This window comes from Rhizobium sp. BT-226 (assembly GCF_025847085.2).
In the GTDB taxonomy this organism is placed as follows: domain Bacteria; phylum Pseudomonadota; class Alphaproteobacteria; order Rhizobiales; family Rhizobiaceae; genus Rhizobium; species Rhizobium sophorae.
This window is the reverse complement of sequence record NZ_JAOYTI010000003.1, coordinates 446,086-472,136: the sequence shown is the minus strand read 5'-3', so window position 1 is coordinate 472,136 and position 26,051 is coordinate 446,086. Positions and strand designations below refer to the sequence as shown.

Sequence of the window (26,051 nt, the reverse complement as noted above, 5' to 3'; positions counted from 1 at the left end):
TCTGTAACTTCCGGTCAGTTTGCCAGCTGGATGAGCTTCGGTGCGACGGACAAGCCGCTCTTGTCGGCGGTGTCACCGAGATAAGGCGTGTTGATGTAGTAGCGATTTGCGGCCGTGTTGGCGACGCGAAGTTCCAGCGAATGGACGCTTGGAAGCAGCCGCCCCAGAGCAAAGCGGTAGGGGCGCCAGCCTCTTCGATCGATCTGCCGGCCATCGAGCAGCGCCGCGACCACCGTGTGGACCTCGGGCAATTCGAGGACCCATTCGGCCTCATCGCCGATTTCGAGCGCCAGCCGATAAATGCCGGTACCGGAGAAACCGGCAAAACCCTGCGTTTCCCACCCTGCAACCACCGAGATCGGCACGAATCCCGCGTCAGGGCCGGGCGCGAAGCTCCAGCCGTCGACAAGCGATATGGCACGAGCCGCGGCAAGCAGCGGCTGGTGCTCGAGATGGCCTTGCACAGTGGTCTTCTGCGTCGTCTCGCCCAGTCGAATGCATTGCACCTCCTGGGGCGCGAGCGCGACTGTCAAGTGGCTGAAGGCGGTTGCCTTTCCCACGTCTCCCGTCGTCGCGGACCAGACCTCGCACGCGAAACCGTCGCCGCAGGAAATCTCACTGATGAGGTGCGATGCGCCATCGTTGAACAGCACAACCCGCCACCAACCAGCGGCCTCATACCCCACCCATTGCCAGGGTCTGCCCGCGGAATGACAGGCAAGATCTGGACCCGATGACCGAAGCGACTGCAACAGAGCGGTGATGTCGCCTTTGCCGGGCATTCCTTCGAGATGGATCGACGTGCCGACGGCACGCCCCGCTGCGCCATCGCAGACGGTGGAGAGCCGCTCGCCTGAAGACCAGACAGCGCCACCCGCCGCCTTGAAGACGGCGAGCGTGTGCAAGGTCTTCGTCGCCTCGAGCACGGTGACGGACGGCAGAACGACAGCATCGAAAACAAGGCCGGACGTGCGCAGGCGGCCGTTCTCGATCGTAGCGGTCGCCAAATCGGCCTCGCTGACGAACATGAAGTCGCAGCCGTCTGCCAAGAGCCCTTCGCACCAGGCGCCGATATGGGTTGCATGGCTGTGGCGAGGCCCTTCTGCGAAGCCTGTATGAAGAGGATAAAGGATCGCAACCGGCGTGCGGGGCGTGGCCCCCTCGATGAAGGCGGAAATCCGTGCCGTCTCCTCGGCAAACAGATCGTGGTAGCTCCACCACGGCTCGAAATTGATGCCCGGCCCGAAATCGAAACGTGGATTGGAAAACGGCGTCGGATCGTTGTCGCGCCCGTCCGTCTGGTAGACGCCGTGCCAGAGGAACTGTCGGGTCCCGAGGCAGTGAAGCCGGATGGCCTGCGCCCGCATCGTTTCCAGGGTCAGTTCCCATTGCCCGGCAGCGCGAACGGGCGTTCGCTCGGCGCTGGCGTAGGTTTCGACGACGCATCGGCTGCGACCATTCGAACGGGCAACGGAGTCGCCGAGCTTCGGCGCCAGCTGCGCCACGAAATTGTTGGAATCAACGGCCGTCTCATGCCGGTAGGCATCGATGCCGAAGAAATCCACGGCAAGCGCCACCCTGGGGTCGATGCTGGTAAAACCGCCGTTCAGCGACCAGGAACTGACGTGCGGCAGGATCTCGTGCCCGGTGAGGACGATCCCCCTGCCCTCGGCCCATCGGCGCAACGTGCCGGAGAAGGCCTCGTTCATCAGGGCCGAATAGGCGGCGTAGAATTGGGCGCGCAGCCGCAGGGTTTCAGGCCCGACGCCACGCACCAGCGCCAGCAGGGCCCTGGCGAAGGTTTCGCTTGTGCCGCGCGACACGACGTCCGGCAGCGTCGGCGCATAGAGCAGGCTGTTGCCGAGGTCACCGGAGATCTGGCTCCACTTGTAGAAACCCGCCGCCGGCTGGTCGTAGAATACGAAGCCGACGGGGTCTGGCACGAGATCGCCTAGCGCCTCGATCAGCGGATCGAGTCCGACTTCGATGAACCGCTCCGCAGCCTCCGGCAGGAGATAATTGATCAACCGCGAGGTCGTCGACCGGGCGCTGACGAACACCGTGAGTATTTGCCCCTCGGCGGGTACACCGTCGAACACATGGGTGCAGGATATTCCGTCGCTTTCGATGATGGATGTCCGCGCCGTGACATCGACCACCTGATCGAGGCTGTCGATGCCGACCGACGGATGCAGCAGCGCTGCCTCGACGGTCCATTCGCACCACTCGACGATGCCCCCCTCATAATGCCACGCGACGATATCGGCGCCCATCTTGCGGGTGAACGGCGGATGGACGCCGCTGATCTCGCCCTGCGCCTCTCCCGAGGACGACCAGAACAGGTGGCGCTCGCGCAGGTCGTCGCGGTCCACGACCGTCCGGCCGCCGGCGTGACCGCTGATCCAGTTGTAATCGTCGTAGATTCCGAGCTTCAGGCCCAGCTTGCCGGCAATCCCAGCCGCAACACGATAGGCGTCCAGATAGGCCGGCGACAGGTAGTCATCGCGCGACATTGCGAGACGGGCCTGGATCAGGATCGTGCCGATCCCCTTCAACTTGAAATCGGCGAGCTGCGCGTGGCAAACGTCCTCTGCCGGGATCGAATGCCAGAACCAGTAGGCCGACGGGCGAAACGCTGCTGTCGGGTTCTCGAACAAGTCGCGGCCGCCGATATCCTGTCCGGTTCGGATCTGCTCCAACTCGTCTCTCCCTAGTGGCTTGCTGCCGTTACGCGTTGCATGGCTTTGGTCGTTTCCGTCCAGGCCGGCTTGTCGGGGGCGAAGCGCGCTCTCAGATAATCGGCGAGATCCTTGATCTGGCCGTCGTTCAGCGTCTGGCGGAAAGCCGGCATCGACATCACTTCAGGGGCTTGGCGACCGGTCGTCTGCGCCAGGATTGCCGGCGCCTCGACACCCTTCAGGATTGCCTGGATGAGATTGTCCGGGGTCGCCGCATGAAGATTGCTGTTGAGCGCCAGCGACGACAGGATCGTGTTTCCAGTGTGGCATGTGGCGCAGGCGCCACTAAACAGCCGCTCGCCCTTCGGCGATATGCGCGCGGCGGAAGCCTTGGCCGCTTCGCTCGCGGCAAGGGCCGCCTGGCTCTGCGCCTTGCTATCGGCGGGGGCCTCGTTGAGGCTTGCGAGATATGTGGCCATTGCGCGGATATCACTGTCCGGCAGCGGCTGCATGACCTCGACGACATGCGCCATCGGGCCGGCCGCACTGCCGTGATCGCGCGAATGTCCGGTGCGCAGATAGTCATAGAAGGCGTCTGCAGTCCAGCCGACCGGGCCGTTGGCGAACGCATTCAGGGCGGGCGCCTCCCAGCCATCGGCAAAGCCGCCGGCAAGCCGGGCGCTGCCGCTCTTTTCCGCGCCGAGCACATTGCGCTCGGTGTGGCAGGCCGAACAGTGGCCCAGGGTCTCGACGAGATAGGCCCCCCTGTTCCACTGCGCGTCGCGGGTCTCGACATATTTGAACGGCTGCGCCTTCAGGAACAGCGCGTTCCAGCCCGCCATCATTGCGCGGATGCTGTAGGGGAATTTGAGCTTCGTCTCCGGCGCTTTTTCGGCGACCGGCGCCTGCGTCATCATGTAGGCGTAGAGCGCCTGAAGATCGGCATCCTCGGCGCCGGCGAACGAGGTGTAGGGGTGCGCGGGATAGAGGTGATGGCCGTCGCGGCTGATGCCCTCGCGCATGGCACGTTCGAAGGCCGGGTAGGACCAGGCGCCGATGCCGCTTTGGACATCTGGCGTGATGTTGGTGGCATAAACTGCGCCGAATGGCGTGTCGAAGCGCCGGCCACCGGCAAAGGGTGTCCCGTCGTTTCCGACATGGCAGACATTGCAGGCGCCGGCCGCGGCCGCCAGCCGGCCGCGCTCGATGGTGGCGGCGCTGTAGACATTGGCGTCCGGCTGCTGGATGGTGCCGATCGCCGGGCGCCATGGCGATGCCATGGTCACGATACCGGACAGAGCGGCGACGGCACCGATCGCCGAGAGGCCGACGTTCCACCACCTCCGCTTTTCCGCAAGCGGGGTGGCCGGCGTTTCGTTCGTCTTGCCGTTCAGCGCGACAAGGACCAGTTCCGGCGTCAGCGGCAGTTCGCGGAAACGAATGCCGGTGGCATCGTAGACGGCATTGGCGATGGCCGAGGCGCTGGGAACGGAGGCGGACTCTCCGACGCCGAGCGGCGGCTCGTCCTGGCGCGGAAGCATCAGCACGTCGATATCAGGCACCTCGGGGAAGGTGATCAGCGGGTAGCCGCCCCATTCCTTCGACTGCACGGCGGTCGAGGAGAATTCGACCTTTTCCTTCAGAACCCGGCTGGTGGACTGAATGATGTTGCCGTGGATCTGGTGGCGCACGCCGTCGGGATTGATCATCATTCCCGAGTCCTGTGCGCAGGTCACCTTGGTAACCGCGATCTCGCCGGTCTTCTTGTTGACGGCGACATCGGCAACCCATGCCGCCCAGGCGGCGGCCTTGCCCGGAAACGGCCCGTGGACGTAGACGGCATAGGCAAATCCACGGCCGTAGAGCAGATCGCCTTCGCCGCCAAGCGTGCCCCATGTCGTATGCGGCACCCACTTCGCCCGTTCGGCAAGCGCGTGCACCAGGTCGACGGCGCGTGGGTCGTGGAGATAACGGAGCCGGTACTCGACCGGATCGACGCCGGCGGCGGCGGCCAGCTCGTCGACGTAGCATTCGTGGGCGAATGTATTCGGCATCGCCGACACGCCACGGAACCAGGAGGCGCGTGCGATCGGCGGCATGTCGTGCACGGTTACGCGCAGGTTGCCGTAGGCATAGGGTGGGATGGCGGTACGATCGCCCATCTGCACGACGTCGGAAACGGGCGGCAGCTTGCCGGTGAGGATCAGGGGAAGGGTTGGCGCCAGATTGGAGGGATAGCGCGTTTCGAAATCATAGGCGGACGGACCTCCCTCCAGGTCGAGACCGCCGCGCACATCCATGATCTGGGCGGCGCCCTTCGGCTCCCAGGCATGTTCCTGTTCGCGCGTCAGCTGGACCCGGACGGGTGCCTTGACGGCCCGCGACAGCAGCGCCGCGTCGGCTGTTACGTCATCGGCGCAGGTGCGGCCGTAACAGCCGGCCGCCTCCAGCCGCTCGACCCTAATCTGCTCTTCCGGCATGTCGAGCAGCAGCGCCAGATCGCGGCGCATGGGATAAGGGTTCTGGGTTCCCGACCAGACGGTCAGCCCGGTGTCATTGTAATCGGCCACCGCGCATGACGGACCGATCGAACCGTGCATCTGGTAAGGCCAGACATAGGTGCGGTTCATCGGCTGGGCGCTGTCGGCCAATGCCATGTCGACATTGCCGCGATCGGCAAGCTTGCGTGGCGTCGACGGATTGGCGCGCAGCGCCTTCTCCGGCATGTTCAAATCCGGCCACTCGGGCGGCGCGCGCCACACGACCTGCAGGCTTTTCGCCGCCTCAATAGCGATTTCCTCACGGGTCGCGACAACACCGACGAAATCACCGATGGCGACGACGCCGACCAGCCCGTCGATATGCGCGACCGTGGTCTCGTCGATCGAGATCAAGCTGTTTCCGACATGCTCACCGTGATCGAATCCGGCATATGGCGGGCGAATAACGCGGCCATGCAGCATGCCAGGCACGCGCACATCGTGGACATAGGTCCAGCGCCCGGTTGCCTTCTCGGGAATATCGACGCGCGGGCGCGACGAGCCAACCAGTTTATAGTCCGAAGCCGGCTTCAGCGCCGCATTGCTGTCGATCGACAGCCTGACATGGGTGCCGACGACAACATCGCCGAAGTTCAGCTGCCAGTTCTCGCCGCCGTCGGCACGGATGACGCCTTCCTCCAGCCGCAGCCGCTCAATCGGCAGGCCGACCTTCTCGGCGGCCTTGACGAGCAGATGGTGGCGGGCGGTGGCGGCGGCCTGGCGCAGCGGTATCGCGGTGATCTGGATGGTTTCGCTGGCAATGGTCGCTCCCTGATTGGGCGCGGCGGTCGTCGTGCCGAGCACCATGTCCACCTGTTCGAACGGCACGCTGAGCTCTTCGGCGACGATTTGCGCCAGCGACGTGCGGATGCCTGTCCCGAGATCGACGTGGCCGTTGAACGCTGTCACCCGGCTATCGGCCCCTACAGCGATATAAAGCTCGGCGGCGTCGCCCATCGACGCGTCATTGACAATGAGAAGCGTGCTCGCGGCTGCCATGTAGGCGGACTTGGGTACTTCGCGGTGGTTCATCGCAAAACCTCCGTCATGTCGTCGGTCATCGAGTCGACTGGCCGGCCGGCTTTGGTAAGGGTTACGGCGCGCCGCACAGCGGCCAGTATCTCAACATGCGTTCCGCACCGGCAGAGATGGTGCCGCAGAGCATCGCGAATATCACCCTCGTCGGGATCCGTATTTCGCTGAAGCAGTCCAACCGTGGCGATGATCATGCCGTTTAGGCAATACCCGCATTGCGCCGCCGCCTCGTCGATGAAAGCCTGCTGTACCGGGTGCAGAAGGCCATCCACGGCCAGCCCCTCGAGCGTGATCACGCGTCGTTTGCCGATCGCGCCAAGCGGCACAGTACAAGACCGCACCGGACGGCCGTCAACCAGAACCGCGCAGGCGCCGCATTCGCCCAGGCCACAGCCATATTTCGGTCCATTCAGGCACAGGTCGTTACGCAAGATGTAAAGAAGCGGTGTTTCCGGTTTCGCGCTAACGCGCCAAAGAGCGTCGTTGACATTCAGTGAAACGGAAACGGGAGGCTTCACGGGAACTCCTCCAGCATCGCGCAAATAGCCAGGCCTTTTGCTACTGGACGGATCGTTATACGGCGGGCGCCTTGGCGGCGCGTGCGCATCATAACGATGCGACTGTCACCGACATTACGCATCTACTGCCCTCATTTTTATATAAATAGCGTATACGCTTCATATGGAGCACTGGCAAGTCGAATTTCGTTGTTGCAAACGTCGAAAAACGCGTTACGCTTGGGTATCCAATGAAACCAGCCGCCACGAAATGCTTGCTCTCTGTTGCATTTTAAAGCGTATACGCTATAAGTAAGCCAATTCGCCTATCGCCAGAGCGATACGTTGAAAAACGGAAAAAGGGGTCGCCATGTCCACGGGAAATGAAAAGATCGCGATCATCGGTGCCGGCCTCGGCGGCGCGGCGGCGGGGGCGCTGCTCCAGCATGCCGGCTTCAACGTCCAGATCTTTGAACAGGCCCCGAGCTTTTCCCGCCTCGGCGCCGGCATCCACATGGGACCGAATGTCCTGAAGATCTTCCAGCGCATCGGCATGGACCAGAAGCTGATCGATATCAGCAGCACGCCGGCCTATTGGTTCAGCCGGGATGGCCTGACGGGAGACTATCTCTCCCGCATTCCGCTCGAAGGTTATGGCGCGACCTATTGTACCGTCCATCGCGGCGATCTCTCTGCCTTGCAGATGGACACCATGACTCCCGGCACCGTCCAGTTCAACAAGCGATTGACCCGCCTCGAAGACAATGGCTCGGATGTCTACCTCGAATTCCAGGACGGCACCTCGGCGCGCGCCACGATCGTGATCGGTGCCGACGGCATCAATTCGCGCGTCCGGGAGACATTGCTGGGCGCCGAAAAGCCGCACTATAGCGGCTGGGTCGGTCATCGCGCGATGATCTCGGCGCAAAAGCTGAAGAAGTTCGACCTGACCTTCGAGGATTGCGTCAAGTGGTGGGGGCCGGATCGCCACATGATGGTCTATTACACCACCAGCCGCCGCGACGAATATTACTACGTGACCGGCGTCCCGCACCCCGCCTGGGAATTCGACGGCGCTTTCGTGCAGAGCAGCCGCGAAGAAATGTCGGAAGCCTTTGCCGGATACCATCCGGTCATCCAGGCGCTGATCGAAGCGACCGACGACGTCACCAAGTGGCCGCTGTTCAACCGTAACCCGCTACCGCTCTGGAGCCAGGGCCGCATGGTCCTGCTCGGCGATGCCTGCCACCCGATGAAACCGCATATGGCTCAGGGTGCCGCCATGGCGATCGAGGATGCGGCCATGCTGGCGCGATGCCTGGAGGAAACCGGATCGCAGGATTACGCGACCGCCTTCCGCCTCTATGAGGCCAGCCGACGCGATCGCGCGACGCAGGTTCAGACCGTGTCCAACGCCAATACGTTCCTGCAGACGCAGGAAGATCCTTCATGGGTCTACGGCTACGACGTCTATGCCGAGCCTATCCTCGACAAGAGCGTCGCATGAGCGCGGCCCTTCTGTACGGCGCGAATGTCTCTGCCAACGGCATTCGCCAGCATTACCTCCGCTATGGCGGCAAGGGTCGGCCGGTCATCCTCATTCCCGGCATCACCAGCCCGGCGATCACCTGGGGCTTCGTTGCCGAGCGCCTTGCCGAACGCCATGACGTCTACGTTCTCGATGTCAGGGGCCGCGGCCTGTCCTCGACCGGTCCGGATCTCGACTACGGTCTCGATGCCATGGCCGCCGACGTCATCGGCCTTGCCCAGGCGCTCGGTGTTGGCGCTCCTGCACTGCTTGGCCATTCGATGGGTGCGCGCATCGCCATGCGGGCGGCAAATACCGGCGGCGAGTTCTCCCGCCTCGCCCTTATCGATCCCCCAGTCTCCGGGCCGGGCCGCCGGCCTTATCCGAGCAAGCTGCCCTGGTATGTCGATAGCATTAGCCTCGCGCTGGCAGGCATCGATGCCGAGGGCATGAAGGCGTTTTGCCCGACATGGACGGAAAGCCAGCTTCAGTTGCGTGCCGAATGGCTGCACACCTGCTTCGAGCCTGCCATCGTCACCGCCTTCAAGGACTTCCACCAGGACGACATCTTCCCGGATTTCGCCACGCTGAAGCAGCCGTCGATGCTGATGGTCGCGGGACGTGGTGGCGTGATTGCGCCGGAAGATGTAGCGGAAATCCATGGGCTCAATCCCGCTATCGAGATCAGCCGCGTCCCGAATGCCGGCCACATGATCCCTTGGGACGATCTCGACGGCTTCTTCGAGGCGCTTGGAGATTTCCTCTCCCGATAAACGCCAATGGCGAGTCTTTGGCCCGCCATTTTTATTGCCGCAGCGAGAGCGCCCAATGTGCGCCCGCTCACTCATCAAAGGAGCCGTCCGTGCAGAAACCCTATCGTATCGGCCAGATCGTGCCGAGTTCCAACACAACGATGGAGACGGAAATTCCGGCGATGCTGATGGCTCGCCAGCTGATCCGCCCGGAGCGCTTCACCTTCCATTCCAGCCGCATGCGCATGAAGAAGGTGGTCAAGGAAGAACTGGCCGCCATGGACGCCGAATCCGATCGGTGCGCCATCGAACTGTCCGATGCCCGCGTCGACGTGCTGGGATATGCCTGCCTCGTCGCCATCATGGCGATGGGCCTCGGCTACCATCGCCAGTCGGAAAAGCGACTGACCGGCCGCACGCAGGAAAACGACACGAACATCCCGGTCGTTACCAGCGCCGGCGCGCTGATCGAGGGCCTGAAGGTGATGAAGGCGAAGAAGATCGCCGTCGTCGCGCCCTATATGAAGCCGCTGACCGAACTCGTCGTGAACTATATTCGCGAGGAAGGCTTCGAAGTGATGGATTGGCGGGCGCTTGAAATTCCCGACAATCTGGATGTTGCCCGCCACGATCCGGAAAACCTGCCAGCCATCGTCCAGACGCTCGATCTTTCCGATGTCGATGTCATCGTGCTTTCGGCCTGCGTGCAGATGCCGTCGCTGTCCGCCATCGCCAAGGTCGAGGCCATGACCGGCAAACCGGTGCTCACCGCCGCCGTGGCGACCACCTATTGCATGCTGAAATCACTGGGACTGGAAGCCGTCGTGCCGGGTGCCGGCGCGCTCCTGTCCGGCGCTTATTGAACCTGAATTTGTCGTTTCCGGCCGCATTGCGGCGGAGGAAAACAAGGAGTGCCCCATGCAGAGTGCTGAAACCAACTATCAGGGCGTTTGGGGCAACCGCATCGGTTTCGGCCGGCGGCCGGCCCTTCTGGTGATCGACTTCCTGAAGGCCTACACGGTGGAAGGTGCGCCGCTCTATGCGCCGGGTGTCGTCGATGCCGCCGCACAAACACCAGCACTTCTGGCTGTGGCGCGCGCCGCAGGCATTCCCGTCATCCACACCCGCATTCTCTATCTCGCCGAGAACTGCGCCGATGGCGGCATGTGGGTGAAGAAGGCTCCGGTCATGAAGGCCATGGTCGAGGGCAACGTGCTGGCCGAATTCTGCGATGGCGTCGAGCCGGAAAAGGGCGAGCTGGTCATCGTCAAGCAATATGCCAGCGCCTTTTTCGGCACCAGCCTTGCCTCTCTGCTTCACACGCAGGGTATCGATACCGTCATTCTTGCCGGATGCTCGACAAGCGGCTGCATTCGCGCAAGTGCGGTGGATGCCGTCCAGCACGGGTTCCGGACCATCGTCGTGCGCGATTGCGTCGGCGACCGGCACCCCGATCCGCACAATGCCAACCTCTTCGATATCGACAGCAAGTATGGCGATGTCGTTTCGAGGGAGGATGCCATCGCCGAAGTCGCCAAGATCACGTCCGACTGTCCGTAACTTTGCAAAAACAGCCAAGCCTTCACGTAAGATAGGGGAACGAGCATGGATCAATTCAGCTTCACCGAAATCTGCCTGCATCAGTTGAAGATGTCGGGCGTCCACGAGGGCGAAAAACTCATCGTCCTGACCCAGGGCAACGAGCGCCTCGATTATGCCGACGCCTTCATGGCGGCGGGCATGCGTCTTGGGGCCAAGATGTATCACATGCGTTTGCCGCCGGTGCCATCGGCGGGTGCATGGGCAGTGGGCCAGACAGGGCTCGCGGCAATGCCTGACGCGGTCGAGGCCCTGAAGGCCGCCGACATGCTGATCGATTGCATCTTCCTGCTCTTCAGCCCGGAACAGATGGCGATCCAGGCGGCCGGAACGCGCATCCTGACCGCCGTCGAACCGCCGGAAATTCTTGCCCGCATGTTGCCGACAAAGGAACTGCGCGAGCGCGTGGAATTTGCCGGAGACCTGCTCTCCAAGGCGAAGGTGATGCGGATCACCTCGGACCATGGCACGGATGTCACCTACAAACTCAACACCTATCCGGCCGTCACGGAATATGCGTGCACCGATGAGCCGGGCCGCTGGGATCATTGGCCATCCGGCTTTGTCTTCACCGGTGGTGACGATGACGGCGTCGACGGTACGATCGTCGTTGCTCCGGGCGATATTCTGCTGCCGCAGAACATCTACGTGCGCGATCCGATCTACTACACCATTGAAAACGGTTGGATCACCGACATTCGCGGCGGTCTCGACGCCGAGCTGGTCAAATCCTACATGGACGGTTTCAACGATCCGCGTGGCATGGGCATGAGCCATGTCGGCTGGGGTCTTAATCAGAACGCCAAGTGGCATCGCATGGTGCCCGGCGAATTTCCGGGCGGCATGGGCATGGAGGCCCGCTCGTTCTACGGCAATGTCATGTTCTCGACCGGCCCGAACAATGAACTGGGCGGCCCGAACGACACGGCCTGCCATCTCGATATCCCGATGCGCAATTGCTCGCTCTTTCTCGACGATGAGCCGATGGTCCTGAACGGTGATATCGCCGTCAAGGAAATGCAGCACACCGTCAAATCGTGATCGCAACCGGCCAGCTTGGCGTGAAAACACGCCAAGCTGGTCGAGCCTCGTATACCTTGACCGGTGAAACACGCTGTGGTGTTTCCTGCATTGGACGCACTAGACGCCGCAACCGATGGACCCGCTAACATGATTGTCAAAGACACCGAACGCCCACGTGAAGCCGCGGTGTCAGAAACCGTCTATGATGTTACCGAGCAGGTGGGTCACTTGCTGCGCAAAGCCTATCAGCGGCATCTCTCGATCTTCCAGGCCAACGCCAGTGACCCAGACCTGACATCGGTCCAGTTCGTCACGCTCTGCGCGCTACACGATCTCGGCCCGAGCTCGCAGGTCGAATTGGTGAAGGCCACCTCGGTCGATCAGGCGACCATCCGCGGGATCGTCGAGCGTCTGAAAGCACGTGGATTGATCGATCTGTCCAAAGACAAAGCCGACGCCCGCAAGGTCGTGATTTCTCTCCTGCCGAAGGGTGAGGCGCTGCTTCAGGACATGTATCCTCGTGCATATCTCATCAGCGAGAAAACCGTCTCTCCCCTCAATCCGGCGGAGAGAATTGCGCTGCTGTATCTTCTTCGCAAAATCGCGGACGATGAGGTTGGAGAGCGGTGACGAGATTGGCGCCCTGCCATGATGGCGTGTCGTGGTATCGACCTCATGGCCGGCATCGTCGTGGTAGGATCTGGTGCGACTTCGAAAGCGGGACGCAGATGAAATCGCCGAGGAGTTGAACGGTTGCGAGCGTCGCGGGGCTGCCAGTCCCTTGCTCTAAGAGACCGTCATCGGATTGCCGCGAGTATTGTCTTCGGTCGGACACATTTCGTCGTACCGTCAACCAACCCATTTAAGCATTGGCGCCATCATCCCGTCATAGATGCCAAGCGCCCACCGAATGATGAAGACTGCAGTGAGTGCCAATGCCCAATTCGATCTCGCGCCGCTCTTCGGAGCGGGATGATGCTGGCCTTGGTAGCAGGTGTCTCTTAGTGATCTGCCCAACCCTTTGACAACGGGGGCGGGTCCGGTGTCCACAAATCAGGGGGTGGGGTTATAAAGTGTGGAATCGAGAAGCTTTGGTTAGCGCGTTGCGCAGTAAATCGAGAGCATTGTTGCGGGGCGAGAAATGCCCCTGTTCACGTCGCCATCGCTTGCTGCCTCCGACGCAGCCTGGGCCATAGGATCAACCAGCTCACCAAAGCAAGGTTGACGCAGTTCCAAAGGAAGCCATGCAGGAAGGCCAGGCGGTAAGAGCCGGTGGCGTCGAAAATGTAACCAGCGGCTAAGCCCCCACAAGCCATGCCAAGTACGGTCGCCATCAACACCAGGCTAATCCGGATACCTGCCTCACGTGGCGGCAAATATTTTCGAATAATCACGGCATACATCGGAACTATGCCGCCTTGGAATAGCCCGAACAGGCCGGAGATCACGTAAAGCGACGACTTGCTGTTGAAAGACAGATATAGCAGCAGCGCTGCCGCCTGCATTGAGGAACCGAGGATCAACATCGGCCCGGCACCGATCCGGTCGGCGACTGCCCCGGATGCCAATCGGCTGACCACACCCAATCCAAGCATCAAGGCGATGATCTGCGTGCCCACCGCCACACCGTAGCCGAGATCCCCGCAATAGGCGACGATATGGACCTGCGGCATTGACATTGCCATGCAGCACGCAAAGCCCGCGACGACGAGGACGACCTGCAACGCGTTCGGGCTTAGGCCCAGTTCGTTGCGTGCTGCTTCGGTTACCGCCTCGGCCTGGACATAGGTTAGGGTCTGTAGACGCCGCTTCAACAACAGACCGATGGGCACCATCACCAGTGGGATGAAAATGCCGATTCCGACATGGGTTGCACGCCAGCCCTGGGTCGTCTGGAAATGCTCGATAGCCATCGGCCAAACCGCCCCGGAAAGATAGCTGCCCGAGGCCGCAAAGGCGACTGCGAGCGCCCGGTGCCTGCTAAACCAAAGAGAGAGGTCGGATATCAGCGGCGCGAAGCCGGCAGCAGATCCAAGGCCGATTACCAGCGAGAAGGCTGCGAACTGCCAGATATTGGTGGTAAGGGCAGCCAGGATGTAGCCAACGCAAAGCAGGAACGCGCCGATCAGCACTGGCACGACGATGCCGACCCGATCGGCCAGACGCCCCATTACAACCCCGCCAAAGGCAAAGCCAAGCATCGTGCAGGTATAGGGAAGCGAGGCACCGCCACGCACCGTGTCGAACTCGACTTGCAGGGTTGGAAGAAGCACCACGACGGACCAATTGCCGACGCAGGCAACGGTGCCGAGGATCAACGTGAGTACCAGCCGCCACCAGGCATACCCAGAGTCGACGTCGCCAGAACCGGATCCACCTGCCGCAGTCATCCGCTTTTCAAACATGGCCACGGCGAGAGCTCCTCAGGATCCGATTATGAACTGAAGGCTCTCGACTAACGCCAAGTGCATCCGTCTCGTATGACGAGCTTCGGCCCTTTGAATACCTGTTTGACAGGCCCATCCTCAAGCCCCCACCATTATCTGTCTACCATCGGACCAAAGTCCGACTCACTCGCAATAATTCGTCGATGTCAGCGCTGGTGCTTGTCCGGCGGATCAGCCGCCGGTAGCCGTCGGCCTTGATGTGGAAGACGCCGTGCTCGCCTGCGATGTCGATGATCTGCCCCGGCTTCTTCGCCCAACGGTACCTAAAACCACATGATGTTCATGGGAGCCAGGGGTTAATCACTTTCAACCCAACGGCCTCAAAAGGGATTGTGTCGCGAGTTGCGACGGCAAGGCCGTTCGCTATGGCGGTGGCTGCAATATATCCATCCGCCTTGCTGATCGCCTTCCCGGATACTCGAGCGCGCGCCATCAGTTCCGAGTAGAATTGGCTGGCGGCAAGACCGAAAGGCAGGATGCGTTCGGCAAAATGCGGAAGCACTTCGTCCTCCAGGCGATCGCGAAGGATAGTTTGCCGTTTGCCTGAGGGCATAGCAGCGATCCCAAAACGAAGTTCAGCAATTGTTATTGCGGAAACGAAGAGAGTTTCGATGGCTTGGGCGTCCAACCAAGCGACCACTGCTCCATCAGGAACCGGTTTCCACGGCTCCGATATCACGTTGGTGTCCAACAGGATCATTCGAAAGTCATGGGTTCAGCAGGCGCCTTATCGCGATTTTGCTGCAAGGCTTCAACGTCGCTATTGGAGAGCTCAGCGTCACGACCGATGGCCGCAAGTAAAGAGCCGAGCTTCACGCGTTCAGACGGGCGAACGGCGGCCTCGATAATGTCACGGATTTCGGCCTCTGTGCTTCTGCCATGATGAGCTGCTCGCACCCGTAGGGCGCGATGTGTTTCATCAGACAGATTGCGAATGGTGACCGCCGGCATTGATGTCAACCTAACAAAAACGATGTCGCTGACATCAACATATGCACAATGATATCAATCGTCAAGATTGATACGCGGCTTGCGGGCGATCTTTGAAAGGAACGCCGGCAGCACGCCGGTTGTGGCCCGATAGACGGTGCCGATCCTGATCTGCCGGATGGTCTTGCCGGCCACCGCCCGTGTGATCTCGGCACTAAGATCGACCTCGCTCAAGATCCCCGACGAAGCGGCCGTAGAAGGTCTCCGGTTGAAAGTCTTGGCTCATCGACCACCGACTTGCTCTTGGGCCTGGTGATTAATGTTCACAAAATGAAGAAGAGGTGATAGTTTTGCGCAAGTTGTGAAGGATTTTCAGAGGTGACGCTCTTCGCCTGAATGGAGCTTCAACGAGCCCCCTGCGCGCTTGCAGTTAAAGCCAATCTGGCCAATCCGATCGCGTCACGGCTGAAGCCGGCAAGGTAAATCCGAGTATCGAGTCCTTTGGGCGATTGTTTCAGCAGCCGGAATTCCGTTTGACTTCCTTTTTGAGGATGAATCCTCAAACAGACGGCGGCGCCTTCGGGAAGTTACCGATCAAGCTCGGTCGCATCGCACCGGCTGATCCGGATCAAGGCCACCCATGCCCATGAACCTGGGTGCGCGGTCCAGGCAGCTGTCGCAAGCGGTGCCCTGGGCGTCGATCGCCTCGAACGCTGGCGGAGCCTGCTTGCCGAAATCAGCGACCGAACACCGGTCGTGAGCGGACCCCGCAGCAACAAGATCGTTCGCAAGAAGAAATATTGAAAGTGTTGAATGTCTGCGACGGTGCTCATCGGCGTCAGCCACAATCCGCCACCTGAATCGGCTGGGCTGGGGGATGGCGTGAGCGCTCAATGATTGGGATTGCGGTCAAGAAGAAGACCCTGCAAGCGGCCGCTCCCGCTTGTGAGGGATATGTCTTTGAACAACCGCGATATGAGGCGCGGTCGCAATCCTTGCCTCTCATCGATGAGGAGGAATGACATCCTCTTTATCTCGATCGTGATCACGCCTGCATTGTCATGCCGAGCGCGGAGCATCACGCTAGAAGGTAATCCTCGCGAAGTCAGTACAGACCGAGTGCTTCAGCAATCAGCAAGCATAGCACAGTCAGATTGGAGCTATCGTATGGCTTCTTCTGTGGCCAGCGCGACCGAAAGCAAATGCTCGTCGCCATTCGGCAAGCCGGAAAGGAGCAGACCGACAGGCATGCCGGCGTCGCCGGCGCCACAGGGGATCGAGACACCGCAGCCGTCGAGGAAGTTGCCGATCAGCGTGTTGCGCAACGTCTTGGCATTGGTTTTCACGAAAAGCTCGTCGTTGGTCAAAAGCGGTGCGGTCAGGGGCGCGACATGCGGCAAGGTCGGCGACACGACCAGTTCGCCCGGTCCGATGCTTGACGCAAATTCCGCCATCAGATGCTCACGGGCGGCCAACGTCTCGATATAGCCTGTCATGGTGATCTTCTCGCCCAGCCGCGTGCGAGCAACCACGCGAGGGTCCATTCCCTCGGCCTCCGGTCCCGCCAAACGTTCCCGGTGCAGCACGAAGGCTTCGGCCGTCACCAGCGGGCCGTATTTCGCCATCAGCTCAAAGATTGCGGCATAGGCCGGAAACGCCTGCCGCCGAATTTTTGCCCCGGACTTTTCCAGCAGCTTCAAGGCCACCTCGAAGGCCGACACCACGCCCGCTTCCGCATCATCGAAAACGATGGTTTCGGGAACGACGAGCGAAAGACCCTCGACCGAGCTACGGCGAACATCGGGTGTGCCGAGGCCGCGCATCGCCGCATCGATCCACACCGCATCCTGCACGGTATGGCAGAGCGGCCCGAGCGAATCGAGGCTTTTCGACAGCGGGAAAACACCCCGCATGGAATAGCGGCCGCGGGTTGCCTTGTAGCCGACGATGCCGTTGAAGGCTGCCGGAATGCGAACCGATCCGCCCGTGTCCGTCCCGATCGAAACCGGCACCAGTCCGGATGCCACCGCAACGCCGGAGCCGGACGAAGAACCGCCGGGCAACCGTGCACCATCGGTCGAGGCCGGGTTCTGCGGCGTTCCGTAGTGAGGATTTATGCCGAGCCCTGAAAAGGCAAACTCGCTCATATTGACCCGGCCGATGCTGACCATGCCGGCCCCGGCAAGCGCCGCAACGACATCGGCGTCCCGAGTTGCGGGTACCGATGTTTTGAGCACGGTGGAGCCGGCCGTTGTTGCAAGCCCCTCGATATCGAAAAGATCCTTCCAGGCGACCGGAATGCCGTCGAGCAGGCCAAGCGAACGACCATCCCTGATGCGCTTGGACGAAGCGGCGGCTTCAGCCCTCGCCCGCTGTTCCAGCAGGTTGACGAAGATCGACTGGTCCTTGCAGCTGTCAATGGCGATAAACGTTTCCTCAGCGAGCGCCACCGGATCAAGCGCGCCGTTCTGGATCAGCACGGAAAGCTGGGCGACTGTTTTTCCACCGTGAGACGGCATCATCCATTTCCTCTTCTACCGTCCGACAAGCTGCATCCACCGGCGGACGAGATAATTGTGTTCATCCATCGTCGTGTTCCAAACGGCGATGCAGTTTGCCCTTTGCCAGTATGACCCGCCGGCCCTTATACTGCCCTTGCGAATTCGCACCGATCCATCCGGGCCGGGAAGATCGGTGGCGGCAGGGAGCCCCTCGTACCAGTAATCCCACTCTGCCGGCATCATGAACTGCCGGGAACGTTGCGGCGTCGAGATGTAATAACCCTGACGCGCGACGACGGCACCGGGCCAGCCTGATATCCACCAGTTCAGATATTCGTAGGCGACATCAAGCATCCGGCCACTCAGATCCTTTGACAGGCACAGACCGCCATGCCAGGCTCGGTAGCCCTCGACGGGGACCGCCTGCTCGACGGGAATGCCCTGCCCATTCAGAATGTTAATCCCCGTCGACCACATGCTCTGTACATCGGTTTCACCGTCGACCATCAAGCGAGCGGCATCCTCTGCCGTTCGCCAGAACTCCCGGAAGAAACCGTCCTTCTTGCGTGCTTTCAGTAGATCGATCAGCCGGTCGATTTCGGCCACCGTCATATTGCCGATATTGTTGAACGACATCAGTCCTGCCGCCTGCGCGGCCAGCGCCGCATCGAAAATGCCGATGGCCGGCTCATCGACCAAGGAGACGCGGCCCGCCCATTTCTCGTTCAGCAGCGACGCCCAGGAATTCATCTCGATGGTATGCTTCACCACGTCAGTACGGTAGGCGAAACTGTCGAAATTGTGCGTCGTCGGCAACATCGAAATGCGCGGCGATGGCGTATCGCCAAGCGCGAGGTTCGGCTGTACGAACAGCTTCTTGGCCGGTACATCGCCCTGTCCCAGCCGCGCATTCGGGCCGATGTGCCCGGTCTTGGTGAGATCGTTGATCTCAGACCAGAGCTTGATCCGGCTGGTATCAATCGGTTGCACCGCGCGCCAGTACCAGACGATATCCAGATTGTGGAAACACTGGTCGTAAATATCGTAGCTACCCGGCTCCTGCGCCGCCTTATGCTGCGTCGTCAGGAAGTCGTTATTGTCGAAGGTGACGTCGATGCCGAGATCCTGCTCGGCCTGCAGACGTAGTTCCTCCAGCAGGGAAATCGCCGTGCCGAGTACGCGCAGCTTCGGCCTGCCCTGAAGATGGAGTGCAGGCGTGGCAGGTGGTTGCGGCTTTGGCTGATGCTTGTTCATCAAGAGGTCTGGACGTCCTGTCGTGCTGACGGTGCTCCCCCGGCCAGGGAGGGCACCGGTCCTGCGAGGGTGAAGGCCTCGAAGGACCGTTTCAGCAGACTGGCATCGAGTCCGTCAACAATAAACACGAGATGCGAGCGGCGATCGTCCGAGGGCCAGGCAGCCATATGCGTGGGCGGGTGAACAAGATGCTGCACGCCATGGATGGCCACGGGCCGGGCCTCGCCCTCAAGATTGAGGATGCCCTTCACCCGCAGCACCCGTTCGCCGTGCCGGTGGAGTAACATGGTCAGCCAGACGCCGAACGCAGTCCAGTCTATGGCGCCCTCGACGCTCATGACGAAGGAGGTGACAGCCGCCCGATGGGTGCCGCCGTCGGCCGTCTTCAGCATGGCCGGCGTTTCGCAATAAAAGCCGCTCGGCGATTGAGCGATGCTGCCACGTGTGGCAACAGCCTCGTCAAACAGCCCCGCGACATCCAGCTCCTTATCGGCCGTCGATAGCAGAGCGGCATCGGGGTTGATCCGCCGCAGCCGCTCCCGAAGAAGGTCCAGACCGTCTTCATCGGCAATGTCCGTCTTCGTCAACATCAGCCGGTCGGCGATCGCCGCTTGCCGGTTGGATTCGATATAGGTATCGAGCTGGCGCATGCCGTTCACGGCATCGACCGTCGCGATGACGTTGCCCGGCCGGAGGTGATGCCGCAGCACCGGGTCGGCCTTCAGCGTCGACAGCACGGGAAAGGGATCGGCAAGGCCGGTGCTTTCGATCACCACGCGCTTGAAATTCGGAATGAGCCCACGCTCGCGCCTGGAATGCAGGTCGCGCAGCGCATCAGCCAGTTCACCGCGAACCGTGCAGCAGAGGCATCCCGATTGCAGCAACACCATCGTCTCATCGATCCGCTCGAGAAGATAATGATCGAGACCGATTTCACCGAATTCGTTGATGAGCACGGCCGTATCAGCCAGCGCCGGGTCGGTCAGCAGGCGTTTCAGCAAGGTCGTCTTGCCGGAGCCGAGGAAGCCGGTGAGGAGGTTGACGGGGGTAAAGGCAGGGCTATCAATCATGACGCCCGGCCTCCATCCGCTCGATGATGTCGATGTTCAGCGGATCGCAGATCCGGCCTGAAAGCCGCTCGGCAGCCGGCCAGAGGTGCCCGAGATCCTCGATGATTTCGCTTTTGCCGGTACGCGTCGCCAGCACGAAGGACGCCCCCTGCCAGTCCGACAACGTCATGCCGAAGCCCGCCAGCACCTGGTTTGCCACCCGCACCCGGTTGGCACGCTCGCGACGCCGATCGATCCGCTCGACATTGCGCGTAAAAACGCCGGGCCGCGCCACCGCATCGGCCCAGTGTTCATTTCCTCCGAGAACCCCGCACAGCGAGCACATAGTATTTCCTTGAAATATGTGAAAGGAGCGGACACCGCCCGCTCCTCGTCTTGCCGTTTACTTTTTGCGCGGAAAGCGCTTGGCAAAGTCGTCGGCGATTTCATTCATGGTCACGAACTTGACGCCCGGATGCTTGCTCATATGCGCAAAAAGCCGCTCCAGCATCATCAGCACCTGCGGACGGCCGGCGACATCCGGATGGATGGTGATCGGGAAGACGGCATAATCCATTTCGCGATAGACCCAGTCGAACTGGTCGCGCCACATCTGCTCGATATCGTGCGGATTGACGAAACCGTGGCTGTTCGGCGCCTTCTTGATGAACATCATCGGCGGCAAGTCGTCGAGATACCAGGAAGCCGGAATTTCGATCAGGTCGGTTTCCTGGCCGCGCTTCAGCGGCACCATCCAGTCGGACGGCTTCTTCGAATAGTCGATCTTGGTCCAGCTGTCGCCGACACGCACGTAATAGGGCGTGAAGTCGTTGTGCATCAGCGAGTGGTCGTACTTGATGCCGCGCTCAAGAAGCAATTCATTGGTGACGTTGGAAAACTCCCACCACGGCGCGACATAGCCGGTCGGCCGCTTGCCGGAAAGCTTGGTGACGAGATCGATGCACTTGTCGAGAATTTCGGTTTCCTGCTCGCGGGTCATCGCGATCGGGTTTTCATGGGTATAGCCATGAATGCCGATCTCGTGGCCGGCATCAGCCACCGCCTGCATCTGCTCCGGAAAGGTCTCGATCGAGTGACCGGGGATGAACCAGGTCGTCTTGATACCGAAACGCTCGAACAGCTTCAGCAGGCGTGGGCTGCCCACCTCGCCGGCAAAAAGCCCGCGCGAAATGTCGTCCGGCGAATCCTCGCCGCCATACGATCCGAGCCAGCCTGCAACGGCATCGACGTCGACGCCGAAGCTGCAAAAGATTTCCTTCGCCATGGGTTATGTCTCCTTTTAGTTTCTTGTCAGAGAGTGTCGTTTCAGTGGGGAATGACGGTTGCTTCCGCCGGACTCCACGACAGAAGAACGCCGGCGCCGACCGGAAAGGTCTCCGGCTGGTATTTATCGATATGGGCCTCGAGCGCGACGGAACGCCCGTCCGGCAGGCTGGCCGTCAGGTGCGAGACGTGGCCGACCACGGCGAAATGCTCGATCCGCGCATCGACGACATTGCCGCCGATCTTGCCGACAAGACGCTCGCGCAACTGGGTGTCTGCCGCATGCACCTCGATCGCTTCAGCGGGAATGACCAGATTGACTTTGGCCTTGCCGGGCACGGCACCATTGGCGCGCCCCGACAGCATGCCGACAGGGGTGGACACGACGGTGTTTTCCCCGTCGCCGCCCTGCACCTCGCCCTGAAAGATCGTGTTGCGGCCGATGAACTGCGCCACGAACGGCGTGTTCGGCCTTGTATAGAGCTGATGCGGCGGGCTGATCTGCTCGATGCGGCCCTGATTCATGACGACGATGCGGTCGGACAACGCCAGTGCTTCCGACTGCGCGTGGGTGACGAAGATGAAGGTGATGCCTAGTGTCTTCTGTAGCAATTTCAATTCGTTCTGGATCGCCTTGCGCAGATTGGCGTCGAGCGCGCCGAGCGGCTCATCGAGCAACAGTATATCCGGCTCCACGACGAGACCACGCGCCAGCGCGATGCGCTGGCGCTGGCCACCCGACAACTTGTCCGGCTTGCGATCGGCGATATCCTCCAGGCCGAGTGTCGCAAGGATGCGATCGACCTTGGCATCACGCTCCGCCCTTGCCATGCCCTTGACCTCCAGACCGTAGCCGACATTGCGGCGCACGGTCATGTGCGGAAACAACGCATAACTCTGGAAGATCATCGAGGTCGGCCGCCCCTGCGGTGACACGTCGTTCATCCGCATGCCCTTGATCATCATGTCGCCGGAGGAAATCCCCTCGAAGCCGGCGATCATCCGTAGCGTCGTCGTCTTGCCGCAGCCGGACGGTCCGAGAAACGCGATAAACTCGCCCTTGGTGACCGAAAGGTTGAAATCGATGACGGCCGGTGTGCCGTTGTCGTAGACCTTGCCAACATTTCTGAGTTCGAGGTCGTAGATCATGGGGTTGCTCCGGACGGTGTGGGATACGTCTGATTGTGTACCCTCCCCTTGAGAGGGGGAGGGTAGAAAGAAGCTTATGCGCTGAGGAACTCATCCCACTTCTGGATGAGGTGGTCGTATTCATCCGGCCACTGGTGCCAATAGGCGACATTAGCCGCGCGCTCCTCAAGCGAACCACCGTCCCGAAGATCGCCTTCCTTGATGCCGCGCTCTTCCGCGCCGACCCAGGGCTTGCCCTCATACCAGAAGGCATATTTCTCCGGCGCCATGACATCCTTGATGTTCGTCGAAGGCGAATAGTAGCCCTGCTCGGAAACCGCGATGCCCGGCTCGCCGGAAAGCCAGTAGTCGGCATAGGCGATAACGGCTTCCTTGTTGGTCGTACCGGCAATCATCGTTGGGCCGATCGCCCAGCCGCGATAACCTTCCTTCGGCACCGCGTACTTGCAGGGCTTGCCCTGCGCTTTGACGGCCATGACCGCCGGCTGCCAGGCGTCGCAGACGACCATTTCGCCCGATGCCATCAAGTTGACGAGCTCGCCGAAATCACCCCACAGCGCGCGGAACTGACCTTCCTTCTTCTTCGAAATCAGGAATGCGGCCGCCTCGTCGATTTCCGCCGCCGTCGCATTGCCGGGGTTCTTGACATCGGAAAGGCCCAGCGTGTTCATCGCCATGATGGCCTGGCCGAAAGCGATCAGCGGGTCGGTGTTGAGGCCGGACTTGCCCTTCCACTTCGGATCGAAGATCGCCGCCCAGGTGTTGGCTTCCTCGGCGCTGACGACATCGGGATTGTAGCCGATCGAATCGTAGTTATAGACGGCAGGCACCATGTTGAGCGTGGTCTGCGCCTCGTCGGCCCAGATCTGGCCGGTGATCTGCGATTTCACATCCCACTTGTCGCTCGGCTTGGTGAACACCTCGCGAATGTTCGCCCAGTTCTTCAACGATGCGGCCGGGATGACCTCGACATTGTCGGTCATGACGATCGACGGCAGGCGCTCGGCGATGATTTCCCAGCAATCGTAATCCTTCGAACCGGACAGGATCTTGGTCTGTGCATCCGGGAAGGTCGCCGCCGTGCCGGACGTGCTGCCGACGCCGGACGCCTTCTTGAACTCTTCCAGAATACGCTCCTGAACCGTCACCGAAAGACCGATGGTGCGCAGGCTTTGGCCGGCAAGATCGGCAGCCTGGGCATAGGCTGCGCGAGACGACAGAAGATGCGTGCCGCCGCCCATGGCGAGCGCCATCATGCCTGCGGACCGCTTCAGAAGGGAGCGGCGATTGATTTCCATGTTGGACATGTCTCTTCTCCAGTTGATTGTTGTTCCCCGAACCCCGTTTGATCGCGGCCCATTCTTCAGTCTCCGCAGGCCGCAGGCGGCGATAACGCTCGCCATGCAGCCTTGACGGTTCAGTAGCGCCCCACCAAGAGGCCCCCATCCACGACCAGCACCTGGCCGGTCATGTATCTCGCGTCGTTCGACGCCAGAAATGCGATGACATCCGCTATATCCTCGGGCGTGCCGAGCCGCCCCATCGGGATGAATTCGGCGGCTTTTTCAGCGCCCGCCGGACCCAGAGAATTTTCTTCCGACAGAAGCTGCGCCGTGCGGATGTATCCGGGCGCGATGCCGTTGACCCGCACGCCGTCTCGCGCCAATTCCACGGCCAGACCGCGCACGAGGCCGATGACGCCGGACTTGGCCGCCGAATAATGCACATGCTCGTCCCAGCCATAGGCAATTCCCATGATCGAGGAGAGCGCGACGATGCTGCCGGATTTGCGCGAACGCATGCCGGGAGCCGCCGCCCGCGCCAGCCGGAAAATGCCCTTGAGATCGATATCGAAGGTCAGGTCCCACTTTTCGTCGGTGAGATCTGCCAGCGGCGTGCGGTGTGCGATCCCCGCATTGGCGACGACCACATCGATACCGCCGTGGCGGGTTTCTACGTCTGCCACCAGCGCCTCGGCGGCCTCGGTCGATCGCACGTCGTAAAGCGCGAATTCCGCCGATCCGCCAGCCGACAGAATGGCCTGCGCTGTCTCCATTCCCTGCTTTTCCAGAATGTCGGTGACGATGACGTGGTCGCCCCGCGCGGCAAGCGCCTTGGCCGTCGCCTGCCCGATGCCGATCCCGGCGCCGGTGACGATGGCAATACGTTTCGATGGTCCAGTCATGGTTTTGTCCCTCACAGCATCACATCGCCGGAATTCGGCCCGAGCGTCTGGCCGACGAACAGACTCGCTGCCGGCGATGCGAGGAAGGCGACCGTTTCGGCCACTTCCTCAGGCTCGCCGAAACGCCCAAGTGGTAGTTCGGCCTTCTTGGCGGTGCGCCAGTCGTCGGACAGCGCCATCACCAGCGGTGTGTTGATCGGCCCCGGCGCCACGGCGTTCACCCGCACGCCGCGCTTGGAAACCTCGCGGGCCAGCGCCTTGGTCATCCCGATGATGGCCGCCTTGGCGCTGGAATAATGCACAAGCTCGACGCCGCCGATCTGGCCGAGTTGCGAGGCGACATTGACGACGACCCCCTCGCCGCGGTCCAGCATCGCCGGCAGCACCGCCTTGGTCATCAGGAAGGTGCCGCGCACATGCACGGCGAACATCCGGTCGAAATCCTTGACCTCGAGATGTTCGAACAGCGCCTGATGGGCGATGCCGGCATTGTTGACGAGGAGGTGCGTCTTGCCATGCGCCGTCACCGCAGCGGCGTGGACGGCAGCCACGTCGTCTTCGGATGACACGTCCCCGGCAATGGCGGCAGCCGTTCCGCCTGCCGCCTGAATTTCACCGGCGACCGCATCGGCCCGGACCAGCGACAGATCGTTGACCATCACCGCGTAGCCCACGGCCGCCAGCTTGTGGGCGATGGCCCGGCCGATACCGGAGCCGGCACCCGTGACGATCGCCGAGCGCTTTTGCGTCACCATCACGCCTCCTCCTGGATTGCCATCTGCTTGGCGCGGCGCACCGACAGCGTCATCAGCACGGCGTAGGTGCCCAGCAGCGCAAAGGAGAACAGTGTGGTCAGCACCCCGAAGGCGAAGACATTCGGATGCACTTCCACCGAGAAAGTGCCGTAGATGGCCAGCGGCAGCGTCAGGTCACGGCCGGAGGCAAACAGCGTGCGCGAGAACTCGTCGTAAGACAGCGTGAAGGCGAACAGCATGGCCGACAGCACGCCCGGAAAGATCAGCGGAAAGGTGATCTTGCGGAAGGTGCGCGCCGGAGAGACCCCGAGCGACCAGGCCGCCTCCTCGACGCTGGGATCGAAGCGGTTGAAAATGGCCAGCATAACCAGAAAGGCGAAGGGGAAAGTGTAGACGACGTGCAGCACGAAGGCCGTGCCCCACCAATGGCGGTCGATCCCGAGCGAGTTGGCAACCAGCGCCATGCCGAGGCCGACGAGCACGCCGGGCACCATCATGCCAAGCACGATCAGATAGAACACAAAGCCCGAGCCCTTGAACTTGCGGCGGAACGCCTGCGCTGCCGAAACACCGAGAACCGTCGAGACGATCATCGTCATCACCGCCAGCCCCATCGACCGGACGAGTGCCTGCTCGATCGGCAACGGTGCGATGCGCGAGGGCGGCGTCAGACCGAAGAGATGCTTGTACCAGTAGGTCGACCATTCGATGATTGGAAACTGCGGTCCGCCTTCCGGCCCTGTCTGGAACGACAGGATCGCCAGAACCACGAGCGGCCCGTACAGGAAGACAAGGAAGAGCGCGGTATAGGTGCCGAGACCGAATTTGATGCCGGTTGCGTTCAT

23 protein-coding genes and 2 pseudogenes are annotated in these 26,051 nt (G+C 61.5%); 7 read left to right on the top strand and 18 right to left on the bottom strand.

What is annotated here, in order from left to right:
- Positions 1-14: 14 nt before the first annotated feature.
- From OIU37_RS21775 to OIU37_RS21765, 3 genes are read right to left on the bottom strand one after another with little or no spacing between them, the layout of a single operon-like run.
- Positions 15-2,699: a carbohydrate-binding protein gene (locus OIU37_RS21775; protein WP_180697340.1), complete on the bottom strand. Its 2,685-nt coding sequence runs from the start codon at positions 2,697-2,699 to the stop codon at positions 15-17.
- Positions 2,700-2,710: 11 nt separating this feature from the next.
- Positions 2,711-6,250, bottom strand: coding sequence for a molybdopterin cofactor-binding domain-containing protein (locus OIU37_RS21770; protein ID WP_264258657.1), 3,540 nt, complete (start codon positions 6,248-6,250; stop codon positions 2,711-2,713).
- On the bottom strand, positions 6,247-6,771 hold the full coding sequence (locus tag OIU37_RS21765; RefSeq protein WP_180697342.1) for a (2Fe-2S)-binding protein: 525 nt from the start codon (positions 6,769-6,771) through the stop codon (positions 6,247-6,249). The genes OIU37_RS21770 and OIU37_RS21765 overlap by 4 nt, the downstream gene beginning before the upstream one ends.
- A 349-nt stretch (positions 6,772-7,120) precedes the next feature.
- Between OIU37_RS21765 and OIU37_RS21760 the strand changes: the two genes are divergently transcribed.
- The 6 genes from OIU37_RS21760 (at position 7,121) to OIU37_RS21735 (ending at position 12,282) form a co-directional block, all read left to right on the top strand.
- Positions 7,121-8,257: an FAD-dependent monooxygenase gene (locus OIU37_RS21760; RefSeq protein ID WP_131622147.1), complete on the top strand. Its 1,137-nt coding sequence runs from the start codon at positions 7,121-7,123 to the stop codon at positions 8,255-8,257.
- Positions 8,254-9,051, top strand: coding sequence for an alpha/beta fold hydrolase (locus OIU37_RS21755; RefSeq protein ID WP_180697343.1), 798 nt, complete (start codon positions 8,254-8,256; stop codon positions 9,049-9,051). The genes OIU37_RS21760 and OIU37_RS21755 overlap by 4 nt, the downstream gene beginning before the upstream one ends.
- A gap of 89 nt (positions 9,052-9,140) precedes the next feature.
- Positions 9,141-9,893, top strand: coding sequence for an Asp/Glu racemase (locus OIU37_RS21750; protein ID WP_319004750.1), 753 nt, complete (start codon positions 9,141-9,143; stop codon positions 9,891-9,893).
- A 55-nt stretch (positions 9,894-9,948) separates the two neighbouring features.
- Positions 9,949-10,590, top strand: a complete 642-nt coding sequence (locus OIU37_RS21745; protein ID WP_180697344.1) for an N-carbamoylsarcosine amidohydrolase — start codon at positions 9,949-9,951, stop codon at positions 10,588-10,590.
- 45 nt (positions 10,591-10,635) lie between these two features.
- Positions 10,636-11,670: a leucyl aminopeptidase gene (locus OIU37_RS21740; protein ID WP_264258656.1), complete on the top strand. Its 1,035-nt coding sequence runs from the start codon at positions 10,636-10,638 to the stop codon at positions 11,668-11,670.
- Positions 11,671-11,799: 129 nt separating this feature from the next.
- Complete coding sequence (locus tag OIU37_RS21735; RefSeq protein ID WP_171603513.1) at positions 11,800-12,282, top strand: MarR family winged helix-turn-helix transcriptional regulator; 483 nt, start codon at positions 11,800-11,802, stop codon at positions 12,280-12,282.
- 521 nt (positions 12,283-12,803) lie between these two features.
- Here OIU37_RS21735 and OIU37_RS21730 read toward each other — a convergent pair.
- The 4 genes and pseudogenes from OIU37_RS21730 to OIU37_RS21715 form a co-directional block, all read right to left on the bottom strand.
- Complete coding sequence (locus tag OIU37_RS21730) at positions 12,804-14,057, bottom strand: MFS transporter (RefSeq protein WP_180697411.1); 1,254 nt, start codon at positions 14,055-14,057, stop codon at positions 12,804-12,806.
- A gap of 322 nt (positions 14,058-14,379) precedes the next feature.
- On the bottom strand, positions 14,380-14,799 hold the full coding sequence (locus OIU37_RS21725) for a type II toxin-antitoxin system VapC family toxin (protein WP_180697345.1): 420 nt from the start codon (positions 14,797-14,799) through the stop codon (positions 14,380-14,382).
- Positions 14,796-15,050, bottom strand: coding sequence for a plasmid stabilization protein (locus OIU37_RS21720; RefSeq protein ID WP_003550301.1), 255 nt, complete (start codon positions 15,048-15,050; stop codon positions 14,796-14,798). The genes OIU37_RS21725 and OIU37_RS21720 overlap by 4 nt, the downstream gene beginning before the upstream one ends.
- A 78-nt stretch (positions 15,051-15,128) precedes the next feature.
- Positions 15,129-15,269: pseudogene (locus OIU37_RS21715) on the bottom strand (LysR family transcriptional regulator); the annotation flags it as partial.
- A 396-nt stretch (positions 15,270-15,665) separates the two neighbouring features.
- On the opposite strand from OIU37_RS21715, the pseudogene OIU37_RS21710 reads away from it, so the two are divergent.
- Positions 15,666-15,833: pseudogene (locus tag OIU37_RS21710) on the top strand (GTPase RsgA); the annotation flags it as partial.
- A gap of 86 nt (positions 15,834-15,919) precedes the next feature.
- Here OIU37_RS21710 and OIU37_RS21705 read toward each other — a convergent pair.
- The 11 genes from OIU37_RS21705 to OIU37_RS21655 form a co-directional block, all read right to left on the bottom strand.
- Entirely contained in the window at positions 15,920-16,108 is a 189-nt protein-coding gene (locus OIU37_RS21705; protein WP_319004758.1) for a hypothetical protein, read from the bottom strand.
- A gap of 81 nt (positions 16,109-16,189) precedes the next feature.
- On the bottom strand, positions 16,190-17,551 hold the full coding sequence (locus tag OIU37_RS21700) for an amidase (RefSeq protein ID WP_171603511.1): 1,362 nt from the start codon (positions 17,549-17,551) through the stop codon (positions 16,190-16,192).
- 12 nt (positions 17,552-17,563) lie between these two features.
- Positions 17,564-18,784, bottom strand: coding sequence for a PotD/PotF family extracellular solute-binding protein (locus OIU37_RS21695; RefSeq protein WP_180697347.1), 1,221 nt, complete (start codon positions 18,782-18,784; stop codon positions 17,564-17,566).
- Entirely contained in the window at positions 18,784-19,854 is a 1,071-nt protein-coding gene (locus OIU37_RS21690; protein WP_264258655.1) for a GTP-binding protein, read from the bottom strand. The genes OIU37_RS21695 and OIU37_RS21690 overlap by 1 nt, the downstream gene beginning before the upstream one ends.
- Positions 19,847-20,179, bottom strand: coding sequence for a hypothetical protein (locus tag OIU37_RS21685; protein ID WP_129420990.1), 333 nt, complete (start codon positions 20,177-20,179; stop codon positions 19,847-19,849). The genes OIU37_RS21690 and OIU37_RS21685 overlap by 8 nt, the downstream gene beginning before the upstream one ends.
- A 57-nt stretch (positions 20,180-20,236) precedes the next feature.
- Positions 20,237-21,118, bottom strand: coding sequence for a polysaccharide deacetylase (locus OIU37_RS21680; RefSeq protein ID WP_129420989.1), 882 nt, complete (start codon positions 21,116-21,118; stop codon positions 20,237-20,239).
- Between the two features lie 41 nt (positions 21,119-21,159).
- Complete coding sequence (locus OIU37_RS21675) at positions 21,160-22,266, bottom strand: ABC transporter ATP-binding protein (protein WP_180697350.1); 1,107 nt, start codon at positions 22,264-22,266, stop codon at positions 21,160-21,162.
- Between the two features lie 74 nt (positions 22,267-22,340).
- Positions 22,341-23,573: a PotD/PotF family extracellular solute-binding protein gene (locus OIU37_RS21670; protein WP_129420987.1), complete on the bottom strand. Its 1,233-nt coding sequence runs from the start codon at positions 23,571-23,573 to the stop codon at positions 22,341-22,343.
- 110 nt (positions 23,574-23,683) lie between these two features.
- Entirely contained in the window at positions 23,684-24,451 is a 768-nt protein-coding gene (locus OIU37_RS21665; protein WP_171603507.1) for an SDR family NAD(P)-dependent oxidoreductase, read from the bottom strand.
- Positions 24,452-24,462: 11 nt separating this feature from the next.
- Entirely contained in the window at positions 24,463-25,206 is a 744-nt protein-coding gene (locus tag OIU37_RS21660) for an SDR family NAD(P)-dependent oxidoreductase (RefSeq protein ID WP_171603506.1), read from the bottom strand.
- On the bottom strand, positions 25,206-26,051 hold the full coding sequence (locus OIU37_RS21655) for an ABC transporter permease (RefSeq protein ID WP_129420984.1): 846 nt from the start codon (positions 26,049-26,051) through the stop codon (positions 25,206-25,208). The genes OIU37_RS21660 and OIU37_RS21655 overlap by 1 nt, the downstream gene beginning before the upstream one ends.

Coding starts and splice junctions, on each gene's coding strand:
- OIU37_RS21770 (WP_264258657.1), bottom strand. CDS start 6,250: ATGAACCACCGCGAAGTACCCAAGTCCGCCTACATGGCAGCCGCGAGC.
- OIU37_RS21760 (WP_131622147.1), top strand. CDS start 7,121: ATGTCCACGGGAAATGAAAAGATCGCGATCATCGGTGCCGGCCTCGGC.
- OIU37_RS21755 (WP_180697343.1), top strand. CDS start 8,254: ATGAGCGCGGCCCTTCTGTACGGCGCGAATGTCTCTGCCAACGGCATT.
- OIU37_RS21745 (WP_180697344.1), top strand. CDS start 9,949: ATGCAGAGTGCTGAAACCAACTATCAGGGCGTTTGGGGCAACCGCATC.
- OIU37_RS21740 (WP_264258656.1), top strand. CDS start 10,636: ATGGATCAATTCAGCTTCACCGAAATCTGCCTGCATCAGTTGAAGATG.
- OIU37_RS21735 (WP_171603513.1), top strand. CDS start 11,800: ATGATTGTCAAAGACACCGAACGCCCACGTGAAGCCGCGGTGTCAGAA.
- OIU37_RS21730 (WP_180697411.1), bottom strand. CDS start 14,057: ATGTTTGAAAAGCGGATGACTGCGGCAGGTGGATCCGGTTCTGGCGAC.
- OIU37_RS21725 (WP_180697345.1), bottom strand. CDS start 14,799: ATGATCCTGTTGGACACCAACGTGATATCGGAGCCGTGGAAACCGGTT.
- OIU37_RS21720 (WP_003550301.1), bottom strand. CDS start 15,050: ATGCCGGCGGTCACCATTCGCAATCTGTCTGATGAAACACATCGCGCC.
- OIU37_RS21705 (WP_319004758.1), bottom strand. CDS start 16,108: ATGCTCCGCGCTCGGCATGACAATGCAGGCGTGATCACGATCGAGATA.
- OIU37_RS21700 (WP_171603511.1), bottom strand. CDS start 17,551: ATGATGCCGTCTCACGGTGGAAAAACAGTCGCCCAGCTTTCCGTGCTG.
- OIU37_RS21695 (WP_180697347.1), bottom strand. CDS start 18,784: ATGAACAAGCATCAGCCAAAGCCGCAACCACCTGCCACGCCTGCACTC.
- OIU37_RS21690 (WP_264258655.1), bottom strand. CDS start 19,854: ATGATTGATAGCCCTGCCTTTACCCCCGTCAACCTCCTCACCGGCTTC.
- OIU37_RS21685 (WP_129420990.1), bottom strand. CDS start 20,179: ATGTGCTCGCTGTGCGGGGTTCTCGGAGGAAATGAACACTGGGCCGAT.
- OIU37_RS21680 (WP_129420989.1), bottom strand. CDS start 21,118: ATGGCGAAGGAAATCTTTTGCAGCTTCGGCGTCGACGTCGATGCCGTT.
- OIU37_RS21675 (WP_180697350.1), bottom strand. CDS start 22,266: ATGATCTACGACCTCGAACTCAGAAATGTTGGCAAGGTCTACGACAAC.
- OIU37_RS21670 (WP_129420987.1), bottom strand. CDS start 23,573: ATGTCCAACATGGAAATCAATCGCCGCTCCCTTCTGAAGCGGTCCGCA.
- OIU37_RS21665 (WP_171603507.1), bottom strand. CDS start 24,451: ATGACTGGACCATCGAAACGTATTGCCATCGTCACCGGCGCCGGGATC.
- OIU37_RS21660 (WP_171603506.1), bottom strand. CDS start 25,206: ATGGTGACGCAAAAGCGCTCGGCGATCGTCACGGGTGCCGGCTCCGGT.
- OIU37_RS21655 (WP_129420984.1), bottom strand. CDS start 26,051: ATGAACGCAACCGGCATCAAATTCGGTCTCGGCACCTATACCGCGCTC.